Source organism: Pseudomonas sp. 4CAES_32.4, assembly GCF_058136335.1.
In genome coordinates this window covers 5,798,010-5,820,335 of the sequence record NZ_CM176882.1, presented here as the reverse complement: position 1 = coordinate 5,820,335, position 22,326 = coordinate 5,798,010, and the positions used below count along the sequence as shown (strand labels likewise).

Here is a 22,326-nt window from a genome sequence, read left to right as displayed (position 1 = left end):
CGGAGCGGTTATGGGTGATCGCCACGACTACGTGGCCCTCGAATGGGTCAAAGGCGAAATTGCCGAAACGCTGAAACTGGCGCATCAGGCGATTGAAGCCGTGCTCGATGATCCTCAGGCCTTTCCGGGGCTGGACGAGTGCCTGGATTACATCCACCAGGTCCACGGCAGCCTGCAGATGGTCGAGTTCTACGGCGCCGCGTTGCTCGCCGAGGAAATGGAGCATCTGGTCGAAGCCCTGCAACACGAGCGCGTCAGCCACCGCGACGAAGCGCTGCACCTGTTGCTGCAAGCCCTTGGGCAATTGCCGATCTACCTCGACCGCGTGCAGAGCGCCCGGCGTGATCTGCCGTTGGTGGTGCTGCCGCTGATCAATGATCTGCGCAGCGCTCGCGGCGAAAGCCTGCTCTCGGAAACCAGTCTGTTCAGCCCGCAACTGCCCGAACTGCCGCCGCTGCGGGCCGACGAACTGGCGCTGCTGGAGCCCGCCGAACTGCCCAACGTGCTGCGCAAATTACGCCAGATGCTGCAAATGGCGCTGGTCGGTTTGCTGCGCGAACAGGATGACCAGACGCACCTCGAGTATCTGGCCAAAGTCTTCACCCGCCTCGAAGCATTGAGCGGTCATGCGCCACTGAGCCCTTTGTGGCAGGTCGCCTCGGCGCTGGTCGAAGGCATGCGCGAAGGCGTCATCGCCAACAGCCCGGCGCTGCGCAGCCTGTTCAAGGACGCCGACAAAGAACTCAAGCGCCTGCTCGAACAAGGCCTGTCTGGCCTCAATCAGCCGGCGCCGGCGGAGCTGCTGAAAAGCCTGTTGTTCTATATTGCCAAAGCCGAACATCCCACCGGGCAGATGCTGACCATGAAAGATCGCTACTCCCTGGACGACGCGTTGCCCGACAGCGCGATGGTCGATGAAGAACGCGCGCGACTGGCCGGCCCCGATCGCGATGCGATGCGTTCGGTGCTGGCAGCTCTGTGCGAAGAACTGGTGCGGGTCAAGGAACGCCTCGACCTGTTCGTGCGCAGCGACCGCCAGCACACCTCGGATCTGGAAAGCCTGCTCGCACCGCTGCGGCAGATCGCCGACACTCTCGCCGTGCTCGGTTTCGGCCAGCCGCGCAAAGTCATCATCGATCAATTGACCGTGGTGCTCAGCCTCGCCCAGGGCCAGCGCGAACCGAACGACGCAATCCTCATGGACGTTGCCGGCGCGCTGCTCTACGTCGAAGCGACGCTGGCCGGGATGGTCGGCACCGTCGAGCCGGAAAGCCCGGAAGACGCGCGCCTGCCGACCACTGACCTGACGCAGATTCACCAGATCGTCATCAAGGAAGCGCGCATCTGCCTGCAGCAGGCCAAGGACATGATCGTCGACTACATCGACGCCGATTGGGATCGCCAGCACCTGCAACCGTTGCCGGCGCTGCTGACTCAGGTGCGCGGCGCGCTGGCGATGATTCCGCTCAGTCGCGCGGCGAGTCTGGTCGAAGCCTGCAACGGGTTTATCCGCGAACATTTGCTGCTTGATCCGCACGAGCCGGGTTGGGAACAACTGGATCGTCTGGCCGATGTCATCAGCAGCCTTGAGTATTACCTCGAACGCTTGAGCGACGATCCGCAGGCACCTGGCGAACAACTGCTGGATGTCGCGCAGAAATCCCTCGCCAGTCTCGGTTTCTTTCCCGATGAGCAGCCCGGCGCGCCGCATGTGCCAGTACTCGATGATGTCCTCAGCCCGAGCGAAGCGCTGGTGATGCAGGACATGCAGGCACTCGACGATCCCGAGATCGTGCAGTCGCTGGCCGACGTTCTGGCCAGCCCGGTGTCAGCGCTCAACCCGCCTGCATTGATGACGCCCGGCAGCCTGATGCCGCCGCCGGCCGATGAAGAACCGGTCGACGATGAACTGCGCGAAGTGTTCCTCGAAGAGACCGATGAGGTCCTCGAAGTCCTCCACGAATACCTGCCGCGCTGGTCGGCCAATCCGCAGGATCGTGATGCGCTGACTGAACTGCGCCGCGCCTTTCACACCTTGAAGGGCAGCGGGCGTATGGTCCGCGCGCTGATTCTCGGCGAGTTGGCCTGGTCGGTGGAAAACCTGCTCAACCGCGTGCTCGAACAAAGCGTCGAGCCGGGCTCGGTGGTGCAGCAGGTGTTGACCGACACCGTGCTGTTGCTGCCCGAACTGATCAGCGAATTCGCCACCAACCGCCAGCGTCAGCGCAGCGATGTCGATCAACTCGCCGCTCGTGCCCACGCCTTGTCCAAAGGTGATGAACCGCTGGCCGCCGAAGACGTCGACGATGTCGCGGCACTCGATCCGTTGTTGCTGGAGATCTTCCGCAAGGAAGCCGAAACCCACCTCGCCAGCCTCAATCGCTTTCTCGATCAAGCCGCCGAACATGTGCCGTTGCAGGCTAGCGACGAATTGCAGCGCGCCCTGCACACGCTTAAGGGCAGCGCCTCGATGGCCGGCGTGTTGCCGATTGCTGAACTCGCCGCATCGCTCGATCAACTGGCCCGCGAGTTCAAGGCGCATCAGCTGCCGCTGGACCTCGACGAAGTGGAATTGCTGCTGGAAGCCGAGGGCCTGTTCCGTATCGGCTTGCGCCAGCTCAAGCATGATCCGCTGGCGCCGATTGTCGGTGCGCAATCGCTGATCAAACGCACCGACACGCTGCTCGCCGAACGCCTGGAGACCATCCTCAATGCGCCGAACACCGGTCTGCGAATCAAGCGTGATCCGCAACTGATCAACAACTTCCTCGCTCAAGGCATGGACATCCTCCTCGACGCGGAAAACCTCTTGCAGCGCTGGCAGCAACACCCCGGCGAGCGTCAGGAACTCAGCGCCTTGCTGGATGAGCTGACCACCCTCGGCGAAGGCGCGCACATGGCCGATCTGCTGCCGGTCGATGTGTTGTGTGAGGCCTTGCTCGATCTTTACGGCGCCGTCGAGGAAAGCAGTCTGGCGGTCAGCGAGCGTTTTTTTCACGAAGCGCAAAATGCCCATGAAGCGCTGATCAACATGCTCGACGAACTGGCTGCCGGCCAGGAAGTCACGCCGCAGCCTGAGCGAATCCGCGCGTTGCATGATCTGCTCGATGAAAGCCTCGACCCGTCATCGATGGGCCTGATTCGCAGCGACGGCAGCCGCACCTTGAGCATTCATGAACTGGGCAGTGCCACCGCCGAGTTGCAGCAAAAGGCAACGGCGCTTGAACCCGATGACGAGATTGTCGAGATCTTCCTTGAAGAGGCGGTCGACATTCTCGACAGCTCCGGCCAAGCCTTGCAGCGCTGGCTCAGCGACCCCGACAACGCAGCACCACTGTCCTCGTTGCAACGGGATTTGCACACGCTCAAGGGCGGCGCGCGAATGGCTGACGTCGAGGCCATCGGCGATCTGGCACAAGAGCTGGAAAGCCTTTACGAAGGTCTGGTCGATCGTCGTTATCACTACAGCGAAAGCCTGGGGCGCTTGCTGCTCAAGAGCCATGACCGCTTGGCGCTGTTGCTTGATCAGTTGCAAAACCATCAGCCGCTGACCCCGGCGCTGGATCTGATCGACGCGATCCGTCAGGTTCGCCAAGGCCCAGTCGTTGCCGAAACGGCGCCAGCAACAACCGAACACGACAGCGCCGGTCACGACCCGGAGCTGCTGGAAATCTTCCTCGAAGAAGGTTTCGACATCATCGAAAACTCCGGCGCCGCGCTGCTGCGCTGGCAGGCCGAGCCGGGCAATCGCCAGGAAGTGGAAACCCTGCTGCGCGATCTGCACACCCTCAAGGGTGGTGCGCGGATGGTCGAGATCGGCCCGATCGGCGACCTCGCCCATGAGCTGGAATACCTTTACGAAAGTCTTTCCAGCGGCGCCTTGCAGCCGTCGGCGGAGCTGTTCGCACTGGTCCAGCGCGGCCATGATCGGCTCGCGCAAATGCTTGATGGCGTGCGCGCCGGACAGCCGTGTCCACCGGCCGATCGACTGATCAACGCGATCCAGAATTTTAGCCATCCGGTGGCGGTAGAAACGCCGCCAGTGCTACCTGTTCCAGTCAAGACTGACCCGGCGCCGCCGACTGCCGAGGCTGGCGCGGACATGGTCAAAGTCTCCGCCGAACTGCTCGACGAGCTGGTCAATCTGGCCGGGGAAACCTCTATCTTCCGGGGCCGTATCGAGCAGCAGGTCAACGACGCACAAATTGCCCTGAACGAGATGGAAACCACCATCGAACGCATGCGCGATCAGCTGCGCCGCCTCGACACGGAAACCCAGGGGCGGATTCTCAGCCGCCAGCAAGTCGACGCCGAACGCCTCGGTTACGAAGAATTCGACCCGCTGGAAATGGACCGTCATTCGCAGTTGCAGCAATTGTCGCGGGCGCTGTTCGAATCGGCATCCGACTTGCTCGACCTCAAGGAAACCCTCGACCGCCGCAACCACGACGCCGAGAACCTGTTGCAGCAACAGGGCCGCATCAACACCGAATTGCAGGAAGGCCTGATGCGTACGCGCATGGTGCCGTTCGAGCGCATGTTGCCGCGTTTGAAACGCATCGTCCGTCAGGTCGCCGAAGAGCTGAACAAAGACGTCGCTTTCGTCGTCGGCAACGCTGAAGGCGAGATGGATCGCAACGTCCTCGAACGCATGGCCGCGCCGCTGGAACACATGCTGCGCAACGCCGTCGACCATGGTCTGGAGTCTGCCGAAGTACGGTTGGCGGCGGGTAAACCGGCGCAAGGGCAGATCAGCCTCGACTTGTCGCGCGAGGGCGGCGACATCGTTTTCGATATTCGCGACGACGGTGCCGGGGTGCCTCTGGAAGCCGTGCGCAAGAAGGCAATCAAGCGCGGCATGCTCGCGCCGGAAGCCGAGATCAGCGACCGCGACGTGTTGCAGTTCATCCTTCAACCGGGGTTTTCCACAGCAGAAAAGATTACGCAGATTTCCGGGCGTGGCGTCGGCATGGACGTGGTGCACGAAGAGGTACGGCAACTGGGCGGCAGCATGAGTATCGACTCGGTGCCGGGCCAGGGCGTGCATTTCCGCATTCGTCTGCCGTTCACCGTGTCGGTCAACCGTGCGCTGATGGTGCAGTGTGGCGAGGATCAATACGCGATTCCGCTGAACACCATCGAAGGCATCGTTCGCGTGTTGCCGAATGATCTGGAAGGGCACTTCCGCCAGGATCCGCCGCGCTACCAGTACGGCGGCCAGACCTATGAACTGTGCTACCTCGGCGAACTGCTGAAAACCGCGCCACGGCCAAAACTGCTGGGGCAGAACCTGCCGTTGCCGGTGCTGCTGGTGCATTACAACGACCGGCGCATCGCGGTGCAGGTCGACACCATGGCCGGCACTCGCGAGATCGTGGTCAAGAGCCTTGGCGCACAATTTGCGGCGGTGCAGGGTGTGTCCGGGGCGACGATTCTTGGCGATGGCCGGGTGGTGCTGATTCTCGATTTGCTCGCGCCGATCCGCGCGATGCAGGCACGCGTTGCGCAGACGCCGACGCTGCCGGAGATCGACAGCGAACCGCACAAACCGCTGCTGGTGATGGTGGTCGACGACTCGGTCACCGTGCGCAAGGTCACCAGCCGCTTGCTTGAACGTCACGGCATGAACGTGCTGACCGCCAAGGACGGTGTCGACGCGATGCTGCTGCTCGAAGAGCACATGCCCGACCTGATGCTGCTCGACATAGAAATGCCGCGCATGGACGGCTTCGAAGTCGCCACCCAAGTACGCAACGACGAACGCCTGCAACACCTGCCGATCATCATGATCACCTCGCGCACCGGCCAAAAACACCGCGACCGCGCGATGGCGATTGGCGTCAACGACTACCTCGGCAAGCCGTATCAAGAGTCGGTGCTGCTTGAAAGCATTGCCCAATGGAGCAAGAAGCATGCATGAGCGCCGGCACAATCAGCGCAGCAGTCAGCTGACCGGGCTATTGCTGCCGCTGGCGGATCGCAATTTGATCCTGCCTAACGTCGCTGTCGCAGAGCTGATCGATTACCAGGCCAGCGCCTTCGATCTGGATACGCCGCCGTGGTATCTGGGGCGCGTGAAGTGGCGTGAGCGGCAGATTCCGTTGCTCAGTTTTGAGTCGGCGTGCGGGCAGAAAATCGTCATTGGCGAGCGCGCGCGGATTGTCATCCTCAATGCCCTCGGCGGGTTGCCGGAACTGAAGTTCATTGCGCTGCTGGTGCAGGGGATTCCGCGCTCGTACAAGCTCGACAGTCAGTTGAGCTATGTCGATGTGCCGTTGTGTGCGCTGGAGCAGGCGGCGGTGCAGGTCGGGGAGCAAGTGGCGAAGGTGCCGGATTTGTTGGGGTTGGAGAGTTTGTTGGTGGACGCTGGGCTGGTCCATTGATCCAGAATTCATGTTGCTCTGACTGGCCCCATCGCTGGCAAGCCAGCTCCCACAGGTTTTTGTGTTGTGCACAAAATTCGAATACAACTCGGACACTGTGGGAGCTGGCTTGCCAGCGATGGGGCCAGCAACATCACCAAATTCCTACAGGCAAATTCCCGATTTCTGTCATGCCTTAAACACTTTCCGGCACATCTGTTTAAAGACACCCGGTGTTACGGCTCCCTAGCCTACAAATCCTTGCGCCGCTGCCTACGCATGTACCAGAATCCGCCGGCTTGTGCGCCTTGGGCTGGCTGCGTAACTTGAATCGGGTCACTGATTCCCAGTGATCGGGTTTAGCAGCCCGGCTAGTTGTCCGGTCGTACGAGTCTCATCCAGTCAGGCATTCGCCTGCACTTGATGGTGGCTGTGCGCATGGCACCTTCGGGTGCGCCGGGTTTGGGTGACTACCGGTCTGCTAACTTGCGCACAGCTGCCTCCCTATCGTTTAGCAGCGGGATGGTCGCAGCCTCAACAGAGGAAAGTCATCCATGTTCAAAGTAACGCCAAACCCGCCGCCCACCGACCCGGCATCCCCCTACGAATCCCCCGACTCAAAGAAATTCCACGAAGCCGCCGAACGCGCCCTCGACCATTACCTCGGCCCGACCAACGCCGATCTGATGGCCACGCCCTACACCCCCAACACGCTGTACATGGCCAACCCCAATGCCGACACGGAATCCCTGCTGGCCGACGCCAGCGAAACCCTCGGCTCGGCCACGGTGATGCTCAACAACCATGCGGCAATGGTGGAAGGTACGCACCGCAAGACTGTGCAAGGTATTGCGCAGGTGGTGATGGTGGCGGAAATGGCCGTCAATCGCGTGTTGGACAGATTGGTGCCGACTGACTGATTAATGCGTCGACCCATGCGACGCCATCGCGAGCAGGCTCACTCCTACAGTTGGAATACGTCCCCTGTAGGAGCTGCGGCACGCTGCGATCTCTTGATGTTGATCCTGAAGATCAAAAGATCGCAGCCTCGTTTCACTCGACAGCTCCTACAGGAATTGGGTGTGGAATGCGTCCCCTGTAGGAGCTGCGGCACGCTGCGATCTTTTGATGTTGATTCTGAAAATCAAAAGATCGCAGCCTCGTTTCACTCGACAGCTCCTACTCGCGAAGGCGTCGGCGAACGTTACGCTCAGCGTAATGATTCACCACCGTGCTTGATTGATGCCCCCTCCCCACACGCCTACCTTAGCTCCACGACAGCGAACCCCGTGGAGTGAGCATGACAACAACAATTTCCCCCGACTCGCGCTGGACGCGGCGGCGCGATGAGAAGCAGCGCCGCCTCGACAAGGTGCGCGGGCTGGCCGACGGTGTGGTGTTGCCCACCGACAAGATCGTCGCCGCGCTCGAAGCGCTGATCCATCCCGGCGACCGTGTGGTGCTGGAGGGTAACAACCAGAAGCAGGCGGATTTCCTCTCCCGTTCGCTGGCCAAGGCCGACCCGGAAAAGCTCCACGACCTGCACATGATCATGCCCAGCGTCGGCCGCTCCGAGCACCTCGACCTGTTTGAACGCGGCATCGCCCGCAAGCTCGATTTCTCCTTCGCCGGCACCCAGAGCCTGCGCATCAGCCAATTGCTTGAAGACGGCCTACTGGAAGTCGGCGCGATCCACACCTACATCGAACTCTATGCGCGACTGGTGGTGGACCTGATCCCCAACGTCGTGCTCTCCGCCGGGTTCATGGCCGACCGCGCCGGCAACATCTACACCGGCCCGAGCACCGAAGACACCCCGGCACTGATCGAACCCGCAGCGTTCAGCGACGGCATCGTCATCGTCCAGGTCAACCAATTGGTCGACGACGTCAGCGAACTACCCCGCGTAGACATCCCCGCGTCATGGGTCGATTTCGTCGTGGTCGCCGACAAGCCGTTCTACATCGAACCGCTGTTTACCCGTGACCCACGGCACATCAAGCCTGTGCATGTACTGATGGCGATGATGGCGATCCGTGGCATCTACGAAAAACACAACGTGCAGTCGCTCAACCACGGCATCGGTTTCAACACCGCCGCCATCGAATTGATCCTGCCGACCTACGGCGAATCCCTCGGCCTTAAAGGCAAGATCTGCCGCAACTGGACGCTCAACCCGCACCCGACGCTGATCCCGGCAATCGAGAGCGGCTGGGTCGAAAGCGTGCATTGCTTCGGCACCGAACTGGGTATGGAAAACTACATCGCCGCGCGTCCGGACGTGTTCTTCACCGGCCGCGACGGCTCGCTGCGTTCCAACCGGATGTTCTGCCAACTCGCCGGGCAATACGCGGTGGATCTGTTTATCGGCGCGACGTTGCAGGTCGATGGTGATGGCCATTCCTCAACCGTGACCCGTGGCCGCCTCGCCGGTTTCGGTGGTGCGCCGAACATGGGCCACGATCCGCGCGGTCGCCGTCACGGCACCCCGGCGTGGCTGGACATGCGCCACGACGACTCGCAGCAACCGATGCTCGAACGCGGCAAAAAACTCGTAGTGCAAATGGTCGAGACCTTCCAGGAGGGCGGCAAACCGACCTTCGTTGAAACCCTCGACGCTGTGGAAGTGGCGAAGAAAAGCGGCATGCCGCTGGCGCCGATCATGATTTACGGCGACGACGTCACCCATCTGCTCACCGAAGAAGGCATCGCCTACCTGTACAAGGCGCGCTCGCTGGAAGAACGCCAGGCGATGATCGCCGCCGTCGCGGGTGTCACCGCCATCGGCCTGCGCCACAACCCGAAAGACACCGAACGCATGCGCCGCGAAGGCCTGATCGCCTTGCCCGAAGACCTCGGTATCCGCCGCACCGACGCCACCCGTGAGTTGCTCGCGGCGAAAAGCGTGGCCGATCTGGTCGAGTGGTCCGGCGGCCTGTACAACCCGCCCGCGAAATTCAGGAGCTGGTAATGCACGCATTTAACCTGCAAGCGAAACCGCTGTCCCTGGCTGATCGACTGGCCGATCTGGCGGTAGACGCGCTGATCGACGAAGCCGATCTGTCGCCGAAACCGGCACTGGTCGACCGTCGCGGCAACGGCGCGCATACCGATCTGCACCTGGGCCTGATGCACGCTTCGGCGTTGTCGTTGTGGCCGGCGTTCAAGGAGATGGCTGAAGCGGCGGGCGCAATCGGCGAAGTCGATTCAACGTTGCGCGAAGCGATTGGCCGCATTGGCCGTGAGGGCGAGCAAGCCATGCTCACCACCACCAACGGCGTGAATACTCATCGCGGAGCCATTTGGGCGCTGGGATTGTTGGTGACTGCCGCTGCGCTGGAACCGCAATCCTCCAGCGCGAATGCCGTGACCCTGCGCGCCGCACGTCTAGCCTTGCTGGATGATCACCACGCCCCCAAACCCTTGAGCCACGGCGCGCAAGTCGCCTTGCGTTACGGCGCACGCGGCGCTCGTGAAGAAGCGCAACTCGGCTTCCCTTCGGTGCTGCAACGCGGCCTGCCACAACTCAAGCGCAGCCGCGCCAATGGCCACGGCGAACAGAACGCCCGACTCGACGCCTTGCTCGCAATCATGACCAATCTGGCCGACACCTGCGTGCTCTACCGCGCCGGCGAAGAGGGTTTGCAGGCCATGCAGTCCGGCGCACAAGCGGTGCTCGACGCCGGTGGCAGCGCCAGCCTCAGCGGTCGCCGCCGACTGCACGAACTGGATCAACAACTCATCGCATTGAATGCCTCACCCGGTGGCGCCGCCGACTTGCTCGCCGCCACGCTGCTGCTCGACCGTATCGAGCGCGACGGCATCTCTCAGGGAGCGTTTTGATGGAAACCCTATCGTTTGAATTCCCCGCCGGGCAGCCGCCACGCGGTCGCGCGCTGGTCGGTTGTGTCGGTTCGGGTGATCTGGAAGTGCTGATCGAACCGGGCCTGGCCGGCAAGCTGACGATCAATGTGCAGACCTCGGTCAACGGCGCACAACTGCGTTGGCAGCATCTGTTTGCACGGATGTTCGACGGCACCACGCCGCCGGCCATGGCTATTGATATCCACGATTTCGGCGCTACGCCGGGCGTGGTGCGCTTGCGTCTGGAACAAGGTTTCGAGGAGATCGGCCATGACTGACAGCGCCGCGTTGCTCAACAAACACAGCTTCGTCGAACTCGGCGCGCGGCAACGGGCGAAAGCCTTGCTTGATGCCGGCAGCTTTCGCGAATTGCTCGATCCGTTTCAAAGAGTCATGTCTCCGTGGCTTGAACGCCAAGGGGTGGTGCCGCAGGCCGATGACGGTGTGGTGATTGCCAAGGGCAGCCTCGACGGTTTGCCGGTGGTGATTGCCGCGATTGAAGGCGCGTTCCAGGGTGGCAGCCTTGGCGAAGTCGGTGGGGCGAAGATTGCCGGCGCGCTGGAACTGGCGGCTGAAGACAACCGCAAAGGCATTCCGACCCGTGCAGTGTTGTTGCTGGAAACCGGTGGCGTGCGCTTGCAGGAGGCCAATCTCGGGCTGGCGGCGATTGCCGATATTCATGCGGCGATTGTCGATTTGCAGCAGTACCAACCGGTGGTTGGCGTGGTCGCGGGCAGCGTTGGTTGCTTCGGCGGCATGTCGATTGCCGCTGCGCTGTGCAGTTATTTGTTGGTGACTCAGGAAGCACGCCTCGGTTTGAACGGCCCGCAGGTCATCGAGCAGGAAGCGGGGATTGAAGAATACGACTCTCGCGACCGGCCGTTCATTTGGAGCCTGACTGGCGGCGAGCAGCGTTTCGCCAGTGGTCTGGTGGATCGTTATGTCGCCGATGACGTGGCGGAGATTCGTCAGCAGGTTGGTGAATTACTGCAGCAGGGTTTGCCGGCACAACCGCGCAGCCAACGCGCCGAGTGGTTTCTGCAACGCCTTGGCAGTCTGAACACTGACCCGCAAATCGAACCGTCGGTGGTTCGCGATCTGTATCAAGGAGAGCGCTCATGAGCGGTTATTCACTGCGCGGTTTGAACTGGTTCAACGCCTTGAGCGTGGGCGCTGTCGTGGTCGAAGGGCTGCCGGCCTCGTTGAAGGTGGCTGACGGTGCGCTGGGGCGTTTCATCGCGGTGGTCGCTGACCCAGACAATCGTTTTCCTCGCGCTCGCAACGGCGAAGTCGGTTTGCTCGAAGGCTGGGGTCTGGCCAAGGCTGTGGATGACGCGATCACGGCTGACCGCGATAAAGCGCAGAAGCGCCCAATCATCGCCATCGTCGATGTGCCGAGCCAGGCTTACGGTCGCCGCGAAGAAGCCCTCGGCATTCATCAGGCACTGGCGGGTGCGGCGGACAGTTATGCCCGTGCGCGTTTGGCCGGGCATCCAGTGATTGCGTTGTTGGTGGGCAAGGCGATGTCCGGGGCGTTTCTGGCTCACGGTTATCAGGCCAACCGCTTGATCGCGTTGCGTGATCCAGGCGTGATGGTGCATGCGATGGGCAAGGCGTCGGCAGCGCGTGTGACCTTGCGCAGTGTTGAAGAACTGGAAGCGCTGGCCGCCAGTGTGCCGCCGATGGCTTATGACATCGACAGCTATGCGAGTCTCGGATTGCTCTGGGAAACCTTGTCGGTGCAGCAGATTGAACAGCCGACGGCGGAGGATCTATCAAGGGTCAACGAGTGCCTCAAGCAAGCCATCAGCGATGTCTCCAGCACTGACCTGAGCAATCGCCTCGGCGCGAAAAATCGTGCGGCTTCCAGCAAGGTCCGCGAACTGTTGAGGGCGCAGTGGTGAGCACCCCTCTGGCCCACGACCTGCTCTGGGGCATGACCCCGGCGCAGTTGCCGGCGGATGCGCCGTTGTGGGCCGTCGAGTCGCTGGCCGCCGGGCAACCGGTGGTGGTGCGGCGGGCGTTGAGTGATGAAGGTTTTGTCGCGGTCGGCGTACGCGGAGTTTTGCGCGAGCAGCGCTTGGCAGCGTTTATGGCGGTCGATTCGATTGCCTGTCGGGTCAGTCCCGAAGCGCTGTGTCACGTCGACTGCGAGCGCGATCTGCCGGTCATGCAGGCGCTCAAACAACTGCGGCCAATGCTCGACGATTGCGGTTGGGTCTGGGGTGTCAGCGGCAGTGTCGGGTTTGAATTGGCCAGTGGTTTTAAAGCGATGCACGCGGCCAGCGACCTCGATTTGATTCTGCGTACACTGCAGATGATCACGCGTAATCAGGCCCGTAAATTCGTAGAGATTTTCGATCAAACCGTGTGCCGGGTCGATATGCAATTGCAAACGCCGTTCGGTGCTGTGGCGTTGCGTGAGTGGGCCAGCGGTTCCGCGCGCGTGCTGCTGAAAAATGCTTATCAGGCTTGTCTGGTGATTGATCCGTGGAACCCGCAGGAGCAAGCAGCGTGAGCAGTCTGCTGGTGTTCCCCGGCCAGGGCGCGCAGCAAGCGGGCATGCTTCAGCGCTTGCCTCGCGAAACTCTGGTCGAGGCCAGCGATGTACTTGGCGAAGATGTTTTGCTGCTCGATTCCTGCGAAGCATTGCGCACGACAAGGGCGGTTCAGCTTTGCCTGTTGATCGCCGGCGTCGCTGCGTCACGGCAGTTGTTGCAGGACGGACTCACGGCGGATTACGTCGCCGGCCTGTCCATTGGTGCTTACCCGGCAGCGGTGGTTGCCGGCGCTTTGAGCTTCAGCGATGCGTTGCATCTGGTCAGCCTGCGCGGTGAGTTGATGCAACAAGCTTATCCACAAGGCTACGGCATGACCGCGATCATCGGCCTGCAGTTATCCACAGTCGAAACGCTGCTGGCGCAGGTGCACGGTGAGAATTCGCCGGTGTATCTGGCCAATATCAATGCCGACAATCAGGTAGTAATCGCCGGCAGTGACGAGGCCATGCAAGCGGTCGCCGAACTGGCGCGCAGTCGTGGCGCCGGTCTGGCGAAACGTCTGGCGGTCAGCGTGCCGTCGCACTGTCCGCTGCTGGACGCACCGGCGCAAACCCTCGCCGAAGCCTTCGCCAAGGTTGAACTGAAAATCCCGAAAGTCGCTTACCTGAGCGGCAGTCGCGCACGCCCTGTGACCAAAGTAGAAGCGCTGCGCGACGACCTCGCCTTCAACATGTGCCGTGTGGTCGATTGGCGCGGCACCGTGCAAAGCGCCTACGAGCGCGGCGTACGTTTACAGATCGAACTGCCGCCCGGTGCGGTGCTGACCGGGCTGGCGCGCCGGGTGTTCGAGCAGGGCACGGTCACTGCCTTCGACAGTGCTCGCCTCGACACCTTGCAAGCGCTGCTGCGTGAGGAGGGAAACCGCCAACTCTAAACCGCCGCGACTCAAGCTTCGAACAACAAAAACAACATTCGACGATGCACTTTGAGGACTACAACAATGATTATTTACGGTGTGGCGTTTCTCGCCTTTTGTACGCTGGTAGGCATTTGGGTCGGTGAACTGCTTGGCAAACTGATCGGCGTGCCGGCCAACGTCGGCGGTGTCGGCATTGCGATGCTGCTGTTGATCGGTCTGGGCAGTTACCTCAACAAAAGCGGCTGGCTCAAGGGCAAGACCGAGCAGGGTGTCGAGTTCTGGAGCGCGGTCTACATTCCTATCGTGGTGGCCATGGCGGCCCAGCAAAACGTCTACGGCGCACTGAAGGGCGGGCCGATGGCGATCCTCGCCGGGACGCTGGCCGTGGTCATCGCTTTTGCCCTGGTGCCAGTGCTGACACGCATGGGCAACAAGGAGCAGACCCCGATCGCTCCAGCCAAGACTGCGGGGTAATCGCCATGTACGAATCGATGATGAAAGTGATCACCGGCTACGGTTTGATCAGCGGTTTCCTGATTGTCGGCCTGACCATGTGGGTGTCCTACTGGATGTCCAACACCTTCACCAAGGGCCGTTTGCACGGCTCGGCCATCGCCATTTTGCTCGGGCTGGTGCTGTCGTATGTCGGCGGCGCGCTGACCGGTGGGCAAAAGGGTGTGGTGGATATTCCGTTGCTGTCCGGCATCGGTCTGCTCGGCGGCGCGATGCTGCGCGATTTTGCGATTGTCGCCACGGCGTTTGGCGTGAGTGTCGATGAGCTCAAGCGTGCCGGGTTCGTCGGTGTGCTGGCGTTGTTTGTGGGTGTCGGCACCTCGTTTGTCGCCGGGGTCGGTGTGGCGATGGCGTTCGGTTATACCGATGCAGTGAGCCTGACCACCATTGGCGCGGGCGCGGTGACTTACATCGTCGGCCCGGTGACCGGCGCGGCGATTGGCGCGAGTTCCGAGGTGATGGCGCTGTCGATTGCGGCGGGGCTGATCAAGGCGATTTTGGTGATGGTGATGACGCCGTTCGTGGCACCGATGATCGGCCTGAACAATCCACGCAGTGCGGTGATTTTTGGCGGGCTGATGGGAACGTCCAGCGGCGTCGCTGGTGGGTTGGCGGCGACGGATCCGAAGCTGGTGCCTTATGGCTGTCTGACGGCGGCGTTCTACACCGCGCTTGGGTGTTTGCTTGGGCCTTCGCTGTTGTTTTTGGCGATGCGCGGGTTGGTGGGTTAGAGCGTTGATGCTTGGTTATCTGATCTGACGCCATCGCTAGCAGGGCTAGCTCCCAGAAGGATTTGCGTCGTATGCGAGTCCAGTGTGGGAGCTAGCCCTGCTAGCGATTGAGGCGCCGCGGTGTCAGGCCTGGCGATTGGCATACATGCGACACTCCGCCAGCAACGCCAGCAAATTCGGATCCCTCTCCTTGGCTTTCAAAAACACCACGCCAATGTGCTGTTGCAACCGGTACTTCTCCTGCAACGGAATCAGCTTCACCCGGTTCTCATACACCGCCGCAATCCTTCCCGGCAGCAGCGCATAGCCCACCCCCGAACTGACCATGCTCAGCAGAGTGAAAATGTCATTCACCTGCATCGCCACCTTCGGCTCGAACCCCGCTTGCTTGAACACCCGGTTACCGTCCTGATGCGTGGCGAAGCCCTGGGTCAGCGTGATAAACGTTTCATCGCGCACTTCCGCCAGATCCACTTCACTGCGCTGGGCGAACTTTGAGTCCGCCGGGGTGGCGAGGAAGATGTCATCGGAAAACAGCGCAATCTGCTCGCAATCCGGGTCGTTGATGCTGTCGTCCAGCGACACCAGTATCGCGTCGACTTCCATGTTCTTCAGCTTGTAGAGCAGGTCGATGTTCGAACCGAGGATCAGGTCGATGTTGAGTTCGCTGCGGCGGATTTTCAGGCCCATGATCAGCTGCGGCACGGTTTTCACTGTCAGTGAATACAGCGAGCCAAGCTTGAAGCGTTCAGCGGAGAAGCCCGCGGCTTCGCGGGTCAGGCGCACGCTTTCGACGACGTCGTTGATCAGTTTCTGCGCGCGCTCTTCCAGCACATAAGCGCTTTCCAGCGGCGTCAGGTTGCGGCCTTCGTGTTTGAACAGCGGGCAGCGCAGGGCGCTTTCCAGCGAATGAATGGCGCGGTGCACGCTGACGTTGCTGGTCTGCAACTCGGCGGCGGCGCGGGCGAGGTTGCCGGTGCGCATGAAAGCGAGGAACACCTCGAGTTTTTTCAGGGTCAATTCTTCGTCGATCAGCATGGCGCGGACTCTTTTTGGAATGCGTCGATTGTGCCTTGAAGATCAAAAGATCGCAGCCTTCGGCAGCTCCTACATTGGAATGCGATCACCTGTAGGAGCTGCCGAAGGCTGCGATCTTTTGATCTTGGCTTTGAACAGAAACATTGCGCTTTTACGCTCAAGGCCCGAGCCTTGCGCGCTGCGGTAATGAATATTGAGGTAAGTGACACATGTATCACGGAGAAAAACTCAACGCCTGGACGCATTTGGTCGGGGCGGTGGCGGCTTTTGTCGGCGGGGTCTGGATGCTGGTGATTGCCTGTCTGGACGGCAGCCCGTGGAAGATTGTCAGCGTGGCGATTTACGCTTTCACTTTGCTGGTGCTCTACAGCGCATCAACCGTTTACCACAGCGTGCGAGGGCGCAAGAAAGCGATCATGAAGAAGGTCGATCACTTTTCGATCTACCTGTTGATTGCCGGCAGCTACACGCCGTTCTGCCTGGTGACCCTGCGCGGGCCGTGGGGCTGGACGCTGTTCGGGATTGTCTGGGGGCTGGCGCTGATCGGCATCTTGCAAGAGATCAAACCGCGTTCGGAGGCGCGGATTCTGTCGATCGTGATTTACGCGGTGATGGGCTGGATTGTGTTGGTGGCGGTGAAGCCTTTGATTGCGGCGCTGGGCACCACCGGGTTTGCCTGGCTGGCGTCGGGCGGGGTTTTGTACACGGTGGGGATTATCTTTTTTGCCCTCGATCACCGGCTGCGGCATGCGCACGGGATCTGGCATTTGTTCGTGATTGCCGGGAGCTTGCTGCACTTTGTGGCGATTCTGTTTTATGTCCTCTAAACCGAGGCGCCGCCAATCGCTAGCAGGGCTAGCTCCCACAGGTGATCTGCGGTGAACACAAATTTGTGCTCAGCCAAAATCCCATGTGGGAGCTAGCCCTGCTAGCGATGGGGCCCTAGAAATCACCCCAAAGTTGCTGGGCCACCGCCAGTGCCACCACCGGCGCGGTCTCGGTGCGCAACACGCGTGGGCCGAGGCGGGCGGCGTGGAAGCCGTTGCCTTTGGCCTGCTCGACTTCGGCGTCAGTCAAACCACCCTCAGGCCCGATCAGAAATGCCAGCGTCGCCGGTTTGGCATGACTTACCAACGGCTCCGCGACCGGGTGCAGCACCAGTTTCAATTCGGCTTCGGTCTGTTTGATCCAGTCCGCCAGCAACACGGGCGGATGAATCACCGGCACTCGCGAACGACCACATTGCTCGCAGGCGCTGATCGCCACTTGGCGCCAGTGCAGCAGGCGTTTGTCGGCGCGTTCGTCCTTGAGGCGGACTTCGCAGCGATCACTGAAGATCGGGGTGATTTCATTCACACCCAGTTCGGTGGCTTTCTGGATCGCCCAGTCCATGCGCTCACCACGGGACAGGCCCTGGCCGAGGTGGATGTGCAGCGGCGATTCGACCTGTCCGGCGAATTGCTCGTCGATCTGCACGGTCACGCGCTTCTTGCCGACTTCCAGCAGCGAACCGCGAAACTCATGGCCGGAACCGTCGAACAACTGCACCGCATCGCCCTCGGCCATGCGCAGCACGCGGCTGATGTAATGCGCCTGGGCCTCCGGCAATTCGTGTTCGCCAGTGCTCAGCGGGGCGTCGATAAAGAAGCGGGACAGTCTCATGCAGGGTCTCTGTAAAATTTGTAAAAGTCTGGCGGCCCCATCGCTGGCAAGCCAGCTCCCACAGGGTTTTTCGCAGAACCTGTGGGAGCTGGCTTGCCAGCGATGACGGTAGTCCGGTCACCGCTGAAGCTTAAGTGAAGTAGATCAGCCCGGATCGCGGAAGCCGGGATGGAAATCTTTCGGCACGGCGACGCTGACGCTGTCACGCGTGGCAATGTCGATGCCTTCGCTGGCGACTTCGGCAAGGAAGTCGATCTGCTCCGGGGTAATCACGTACGGCGGCAGGAAATACACCACGCTGCCCAGCGGACGCAGCAACGCGCCACGCTCCAGCGCATGCTGGAACACCTTCAAACCGCGACGCTCCTGCCAAGGGTAGGCCTCTTTGGTGGCTTTATCCTTGACCATCTCGATGGCCAGCACCATGCCGGTCTGGCGCACTTCGGAGACGTTCGGGTGATCGACCAGATGCGCGGTCGCCGAGGCCATGCGCTGGGCCAGTGCCTTGTTGTTCTCGATGACATTGTCCTGCTCGAAGATATCCAGCGTCGCCAGTGCCGCCGCGCACGCCAGCGGGTTGCCGGTGTAGCTGTGCGAGTGCAGGAAGGCGCGCAAGCTCGGATAGTCGTCGTAGAACGCGCTGTAGACTTCGTCGGTGGTCAGGCACGCCGCCAGCGGCAGATAGCCGCCGGTCAGGGCTTTCGACAGGCAGAGGAAGTCCGGGCGAATGCCAGCCTGTTCACAGGCAAACATCGTCCCGGTGCGGCCGAAGCCAACGGCGATTTCGTCGAGGATCAGGTGCACGCCATAACGGTCGCAGGCCTCGCGCAGCAACGTCAGATACACCGGGTGATACATGCGCATGCCGCCAGCGCCTTGAATCAGCGGCTCGACGATGACTGCCGCGACGCTGTCATGATTCTCAGCCAAAGTCTGTTCCATCGCGGCGAACATGTTGCGCGAATGTTCTTCCCAGCTCATGCCATCGGGACGCCCGTAGCAATCCGGGCTCGGCACTTTGATGGTGTCCATCAGCAGCGCTTTGTAGGTTTCGGTGAACAGCGGCACATCGCCTACCGCCATCGCGGCCATGGTTTCGCCGTGGTAGCTGTTGGTCAGGGTGACGAAGCGCTTTTTGTTTGGCTGGCCGCGATTGAGCCAGTAGTGAAAGCTCATTTTCAGCGCGACTTCGATGCAGGACGAACCATTATCGGCGTAGAACACCCGGTTCAGGCCTTCCGGCGTCATCTTCACCAGACGCTCGGACAGCTCGATCACCGGTTGATGGCTGAACCCGGCGAGAATCACGTGTTCCAGTTGATCGACCTGATCCTTGATGCGCTGGTTGATGCGCGGGTTGGCGTGGCCGAACACGTTGACCCACCAGGAGCTGACCGCATCGAGGTAACGCTTGCCTTCGAAGTCTTCGAGCCAGACGCCTTCACCGCGCTTGATCGGGATCAGCGGCAGCTGTTCGTGGTCTTTCATCTGGGTGCAGGGATGCCACAACACCGCGAGGTCGCGTTGCATCCACTGGTTATTCAGGCCCATTTACAGTCTCCTCGAGGCGGCTCGCGTCAGGCGCGGGCAAACAATCGCGCAAGCCTATGCAATGCATCGCGTGGGGACAACCCATTGTGTCGATTGAGCTACTTTGTATGAGCCGATAGACGTCGCTGGCGGCGTTTTGATGGCTAACGTATTCTTCGCGGTTCTTTGGGTCGTCTGACTCGCAAAACTGCTTTTTCCTACGTGTATTTCCGGAGTTCGCTGAATGTCTGTCGGTTGGCTGCGCGCCTGTGCGCTAGTGATGTTGGGGCTGTTCAGCGTTACAGCGCTGGCCAAGGATAAAACCGCAATCGTGATCGGTGGGGGCCTGTCGGGCCTGACCGCCGCTTATGAGCTGCAAAACAAAGGCTGGCAGGTCACGCTGCTGGAAGCCAAGCCGAGCCTGGGCGGTCGTTCCGGTATGGCCACCAGCGAGTGGATCGGCAATGACAAGACGCAGCCGGTGCTGAACAAGTACGTCTCGACATTCAAGCTGGGCACCACGCCAGCGCCGGAATTCGTGCGGACGCCGGGTTATCTGATCGACGGCGAATATTTCTCCGCCGCTGATCTGGCGACCAAGCAACCGGCGACCGCCGATGCCTTGAAGCGCTACCAGAAAACCCTCGACGATCTGGCGCGTTCGATCGACGACCCGCAGAATCCGGCCGCGACCAACACCCTGCACGCACTGGATCAGATCACCGTCTCGAGCTGGCTCGACAAGCAGAACCTGCCAGCCACCGCGCGTCAGTTGATCAACCAGGACATCCGCACCCACTACGACGAACCTTCGCGTCTGTCGCTGCTGTACTTTGCCCAGCAGAACCGCGTCTATCGCGGCGTCTCCGACCGTGACCTGCGTGCTTCGCGTCTGGTCGGCGGCAGCCAGGTGCTGGCACAGGCCTTCGTCAAACAGATCAAGACCATCAAGACCAACGCGCCAGTGTCGGCGATCACCCAGGACAAGGACGGCGTGACCGTCAAGGTCGGCAGTGTTGGCTATCAGGCTGACTACGTCGTACTGGCCGTGCCGTTGCGTGCGCTGAACAAGATTGCGCTGACCCCGGCGCTGGATGCTCAGCATCTGGCCGCGATCAAGGGCACCAACTACGGTTGGCGCGACCAGATCATGCTGAAGTTCAAGACGCCAGTGTGGGAAAGCAAGGCGCGCATGTCCGGCGAGATCTACAGCAACACCGGTCTCGGCATGCTCTGGATCGAGCCAGCCCTGAAGGGCGGCGCCAACGTGGTGATCAACCTGTCCGGCGACAACGCCCGAGTGATGCAGGCGTTCGGCGACAAGCAGATGGTCGATCAGGTGCTGATCCGTCTGCACGCGTTTTATCCACAGGCTCGTGGCTCATTCACTGGCTATGAAATCCGTCGTTACAGCACCGACCCGTCGATGGGCGGCGCCTACCTGGCTTACGGCCCGGGCCAGATCAGCAAGTTCTGGCGCCTGTGGGAACGTCCGCTGCAACGCGTGACGTTCGCTGGCGAACACACCGACACCTTGTACCCGGGCACCCTGGAAGGCGCACTGCGCACGGGTCAGCGTGCAGCGAGTCAGGTTGAAGACCTGGCGGCAGGCAAATTGTTTGAACCGGCGAAAGTGGTTCCGGCTGCAGCAGCGGCAGGCGCGGCGGGTGCCGTGGCGGCGAAGAAGGGCAACTTCTTCACTAATCTGTTCGGCGGTTCGGATGAGGAGAAGAAGCCTGAGCCTGTGAAAGCACCAGAGCCGGCTCCAGCTCCGGTTGCGCCAGCGCCAGCGCCAACCCCGGCACCTGCGCCAGCTCCGGTGGAAGCACCGAAACCAGCTGCCCCAGTGAAAGCTGAACCGGCCAAGAAAGCCGCGGCCAAGCCTGCGGCGAAGAAGCCAGCGGCTAAAACCGAGGCGAAAAAGCCTGCGGCCAAACCGGCAGCGAAGAAGGCTGAACCGGCGAAGAAGCCAGCGGCCAAGCCCGCTGCAACGACCGAGGCCAAGGCACAATAAGCCTTTGCTTCAATAAAAAACGCGACCTTCGGGTCGCGTTTTTTTTCCTGCAATTTTGTCCTTCGCCATCCGGTCACGGGGCTTACTTGTGTACCGGAGCCTTCCCACAAAGTACTCAGACTGAGGTGATAGCGGGTGTCCCGGCGCCAATTCTATGCTGGGAAAAATAGGAGGCACTTGATGAAAACGTTCACGCTCATGCTTTTGCTGATTGCACTTCCAGGTTGCTCCAACGGGCGTTTCTTACCTGGCGGTTATAGTTCAGAACTCGCGCATAAATGCCAGATAGATCCCTACAGCGCCGATTGCCTGCAACCGCCGGCGGTACTTCATAACTAATTAGCCATGAATAGAGGGCCGGTTACTTGAATAACTCTGCCCCGTTCGGCGGTTTCCCTCGGCCACCTTTGCTTGCGCTTGTGCAAGCGCCCGAGAGTTCAGCAACGATCATTTGTCCAGACGTCCCACGCCGTAATCGCCTTTAATCTTTCCTTAACACGCCACTTCCAGACTCTTGATCGTATTTCTCGATATTTCAAAGCGAAATTTTCCGCTTTAATTCGATAGATAACTCGCTAGTCTTGGTTCGCAGTTCTCACAGGATTTGGGCAATGCAGCTACGTAACTCTTCTTCGCGCTATGGTTGGGTCAGCATCTTCATGCACTGGGGCGTGGCGCTGGTGGTCTTCGGGCTGTTCGCGCTGGGTTTGTGGATGGTCGGGCTGGATTACTACAGCAGCTGGCGCAAAGACGCGCCGGATCTGCACAAGAGCATCGGTCTGGTGCTGCTCGGTGTGATGGTGTTGCGGGTGTTGTGGCGCTTTATCAGCCCACCGCCGCCGACGCTGCAAAGCTACAGCCGCATGACCCGTCTCGGCGCCAAATTCGGCCACGGGTTTCTGTATCTGGCGCTGTTCGCTGTGATGCTTGCCGGTTACCTGATTTCCACCGCAGACGGTGTCGGGATCCCGGTGTTTGGCCTGTTTGAAGTTCCTGCACTGGTTTCCGGGCTACCGGATCAGGCAGATACCGCTGGGGTGATTCATCTCTGGCTGGCGTGGGCGCTGGTAATTTTTTCCGGTCTCCATGCGTTGGCAGCAATGAAGCACCACTTTATCGATCGTGATGCGACCCTGACACGAATGCTCGGTCGCAAAGCCTGAAATTCAACCTCGACTCAAAGGAAAAGAAA

18 protein-coding genes are annotated in these 22,326 nt (G+C 60.9%); 15 read left to right on the top strand and 3 right to left on the bottom strand.

Translation table 11 applies throughout. The features are described from left to right. Positions 1-10 precede the first annotated feature (10 nt). The 12 genes from AC3Y64_RS26255 (at position 11) to madM (ending at position 14,890) form a co-directional block, all read left to right on the top strand. Positions 11-5,920, top strand: a complete 5,910-nt coding sequence (locus tag AC3Y64_RS26255) for a hybrid sensor histidine kinase/response regulator (RefSeq protein ID WP_489985739.1) — start codon at positions 11-13, stop codon at positions 5,918-5,920. Continuing rightward, entirely contained in the window at positions 5,913-6,383 is a 471-nt protein-coding gene (locus AC3Y64_RS26250; protein ID WP_397483413.1) for a chemotaxis protein CheW, read from the top strand. Before AC3Y64_RS26255 ends, AC3Y64_RS26250 begins: the two co-directional genes overlap by 8 nt. A gap of 533 nt (positions 6,384-6,916) precedes the next feature. Beyond that, entirely contained in the window at positions 6,917-7,282 is a 366-nt protein-coding gene (locus AC3Y64_RS26245) for a DUF6124 family protein (protein ID WP_489985738.1), read from the top strand. Between the two features lie 380 nt (positions 7,283-7,662). Beyond that, a complete protein-coding gene (gene mdcA / locus AC3Y64_RS26240; protein ID WP_007913685.1) occupies positions 7,663-9,333 on the top strand; it encodes a malonate decarboxylase subunit alpha in 1,671 nt (556 codons plus the stop codon). Beyond that, positions 9,333-10,205 (top strand): triphosphoribosyl-dephospho-CoA synthase, encoded by an 873-nt coding sequence (locus AC3Y64_RS26235; protein ID WP_489985737.1) that lies wholly within the window; start codon positions 9,333-9,335, stop codon positions 10,203-10,205. The genes mdcA and AC3Y64_RS26235 overlap by 1 nt, the downstream gene beginning before the upstream one ends. Then, positions 10,205-10,504, top strand: coding sequence for a malonate decarboxylase subunit delta (locus tag AC3Y64_RS26230; RefSeq protein ID WP_007913697.1), 300 nt, complete (start codon positions 10,205-10,207; stop codon positions 10,502-10,504). Before AC3Y64_RS26235 ends, AC3Y64_RS26230 begins: the two co-directional genes overlap by 1 nt. Beyond that, a complete protein-coding gene (locus AC3Y64_RS26225; RefSeq protein WP_489985736.1) occupies positions 10,497-11,348 on the top strand; it encodes a biotin-independent malonate decarboxylase subunit beta in 852 nt (283 codons plus the stop codon). Before AC3Y64_RS26230 ends, AC3Y64_RS26225 begins: the two co-directional genes overlap by 8 nt. Continuing rightward, complete coding sequence (mdcE, locus tag AC3Y64_RS26220; protein WP_489985735.1) at positions 11,345-12,130, top strand: biotin-independent malonate decarboxylase subunit gamma; 786 nt, start codon at positions 11,345-11,347, stop codon at positions 12,128-12,130. Before AC3Y64_RS26225 ends, mdcE begins: the two co-directional genes overlap by 4 nt. After that, entirely contained in the window at positions 12,124-12,744 is a 621-nt protein-coding gene (locus AC3Y64_RS26215) for a malonate decarboxylase holo-ACP synthase (RefSeq protein WP_489985734.1), read from the top strand. The genes mdcE and AC3Y64_RS26215 overlap by 7 nt, the downstream gene beginning before the upstream one ends. Continuing rightward, positions 12,741-13,661, top strand: a complete 921-nt coding sequence (mdcH, locus tag AC3Y64_RS26210) for a malonate decarboxylase subunit epsilon (protein WP_489985733.1) — start codon at positions 12,741-12,743, stop codon at positions 13,659-13,661. The genes AC3Y64_RS26215 and mdcH overlap by 4 nt, the downstream gene beginning before the upstream one ends. Before the next feature lie 66 nt (positions 13,662-13,727). After that, a complete protein-coding gene (gene madL / locus AC3Y64_RS26205; RefSeq protein ID WP_129395884.1) occupies positions 13,728-14,120 on the top strand; it encodes a malonate transporter subunit MadL in 393 nt (130 codons plus the stop codon). Positions 14,121-14,125: 5 nt separating this feature from the next. After that, positions 14,126-14,890, top strand: a complete 765-nt coding sequence (gene madM, locus AC3Y64_RS26200; RefSeq protein WP_016984761.1) for a malonate transporter subunit MadM — start codon at positions 14,126-14,128, stop codon at positions 14,888-14,890. A 123-nt stretch (positions 14,891-15,013) separates the two neighbouring features. Here madM and AC3Y64_RS26195 read toward each other — a convergent pair whose 3' ends face one another. Continuing rightward, positions 15,014-15,928 (bottom strand): LysR family transcriptional regulator, encoded by a 915-nt coding sequence (locus tag AC3Y64_RS26195; RefSeq protein WP_123454264.1) that lies wholly within the window; start codon positions 15,926-15,928, stop codon positions 15,014-15,016. Positions 15,929-16,137: 209 nt separating this feature from the next. On the opposite strand from AC3Y64_RS26195, the gene trhA reads away from it, so the two are divergent. Continuing rightward, positions 16,138-16,755: a PAQR family membrane homeostasis protein TrhA gene (trhA, locus tag AC3Y64_RS26190; protein WP_064388099.1), complete on the top strand. Its 618-nt coding sequence runs from the start codon at positions 16,138-16,140 to the stop codon at positions 16,753-16,755. Between the two features lie 115 nt (positions 16,756-16,870). Here the strand turns inward: trhA and AC3Y64_RS26185 are convergent, their stop codons facing one another. Further along, entirely contained in the window at positions 16,871-17,590 is a 720-nt protein-coding gene (locus AC3Y64_RS26185; RefSeq protein WP_253481505.1) for a 16S rRNA (uracil(1498)-N(3))-methyltransferase, read from the bottom strand. A gap of 144 nt (positions 17,591-17,734) precedes the next feature. After that, positions 17,735-19,141 (bottom strand): adenosylmethionine--8-amino-7-oxononanoate transaminase, encoded by a 1,407-nt coding sequence (locus AC3Y64_RS26180; RefSeq protein ID WP_489985732.1) that lies wholly within the window; start codon positions 19,139-19,141, stop codon positions 17,735-17,737. Between the two features lie 223 nt (positions 19,142-19,364). Here AC3Y64_RS26180 and AC3Y64_RS26175 point away from each other — a divergent pair, with 223 nt between their 5' ends. Next, on the top strand, positions 19,365-21,134 hold the full coding sequence (locus AC3Y64_RS26175) for a flavin monoamine oxidase family protein (RefSeq protein WP_489985731.1): 1,770 nt from the start codon (positions 19,365-19,367) through the stop codon (positions 21,132-21,134). 611 nt (positions 21,135-21,745) lie between these two features. Further along, positions 21,746-22,297: a cytochrome b gene (locus AC3Y64_RS26170; RefSeq protein ID WP_489985730.1), complete on the top strand. Its 552-nt coding sequence runs from the start codon at positions 21,746-21,748 to the stop codon at positions 22,295-22,297. The last annotated feature ends 29 nt before the right edge of the window (positions 22,298-22,326 follow it).

Excerpts from the sequence above, each read along its gene's own strand:
- AC3Y64_RS26185 (WP_253481505.1), bottom strand. The coding sequence starts at position 17,590 with ATGAGACTGTCCCGCTTCTTTATCGACGCCCCGCTGAGCACTGGCGAA.
- AC3Y64_RS26225 (WP_489985736.1), top strand. The coding sequence starts at position 10,497 with ATGACTGACAGCGCCGCGTTGCTCAACAAACACAGCTTCGTCGAACTC.
- AC3Y64_RS26245 (WP_489985738.1), top strand. The coding sequence starts at position 6,917 with ATGTTCAAAGTAACGCCAAACCCGCCGCCCACCGACCCGGCATCCCCC.
- AC3Y64_RS26230 (WP_007913697.1), top strand. The coding sequence starts at position 10,205 with ATGGAAACCCTATCGTTTGAATTCCCCGCCGGGCAGCCGCCACGCGGT.
- AC3Y64_RS26250 (WP_397483413.1), top strand. The coding sequence starts at position 5,913 with ATGCATGAGCGCCGGCACAATCAGCGCAGCAGTCAGCTGACCGGGCTA.
- trhA (WP_064388099.1), top strand. The coding sequence starts at position 16,138 with ATGTATCACGGAGAAAAACTCAACGCCTGGACGCATTTGGTCGGGGCG.
- mdcE (WP_489985735.1), top strand. The coding sequence starts at position 11,345 with ATGAGCGGTTATTCACTGCGCGGTTTGAACTGGTTCAACGCCTTGAGC.
- madL (WP_129395884.1), top strand. The coding sequence starts at position 13,728 with ATGATTATTTACGGTGTGGCGTTTCTCGCCTTTTGTACGCTGGTAGGC.
- AC3Y64_RS26180 (WP_489985732.1), bottom strand. The coding sequence starts at position 19,141 with ATGGGCCTGAATAACCAGTGGATGCAACGCGACCTCGCGGTGTTGTGG.
- AC3Y64_RS26235 (WP_489985737.1), top strand. The coding sequence starts at position 9,333 with ATGCACGCATTTAACCTGCAAGCGAAACCGCTGTCCCTGGCTGATCGA.
- AC3Y64_RS26195 (WP_123454264.1), bottom strand. The coding sequence starts at position 15,928 with ATGCTGATCGACGAAGAATTGACCCTGAAAAAACTCGAGGTGTTCCTC.
- AC3Y64_RS26255 (WP_489985739.1), top strand. The coding sequence starts at position 11 with ATGGGTGATCGCCACGACTACGTGGCCCTCGAATGGGTCAAAGGCGAA.
- mdcA (WP_007913685.1), top strand. The coding sequence starts at position 7,663 with ATGACAACAACAATTTCCCCCGACTCGCGCTGGACGCGGCGGCGCGAT.
- AC3Y64_RS26175 (WP_489985731.1), top strand. The coding sequence starts at position 19,365 with ATGTCTGTCGGTTGGCTGCGCGCCTGTGCGCTAGTGATGTTGGGGCTG.
- AC3Y64_RS26170 (WP_489985730.1), top strand. The coding sequence starts at position 21,746 with ATGCAGCTACGTAACTCTTCTTCGCGCTATGGTTGGGTCAGCATCTTC.
- madM (WP_016984761.1), top strand. The coding sequence starts at position 14,126 with ATGTACGAATCGATGATGAAAGTGATCACCGGCTACGGTTTGATCAGC.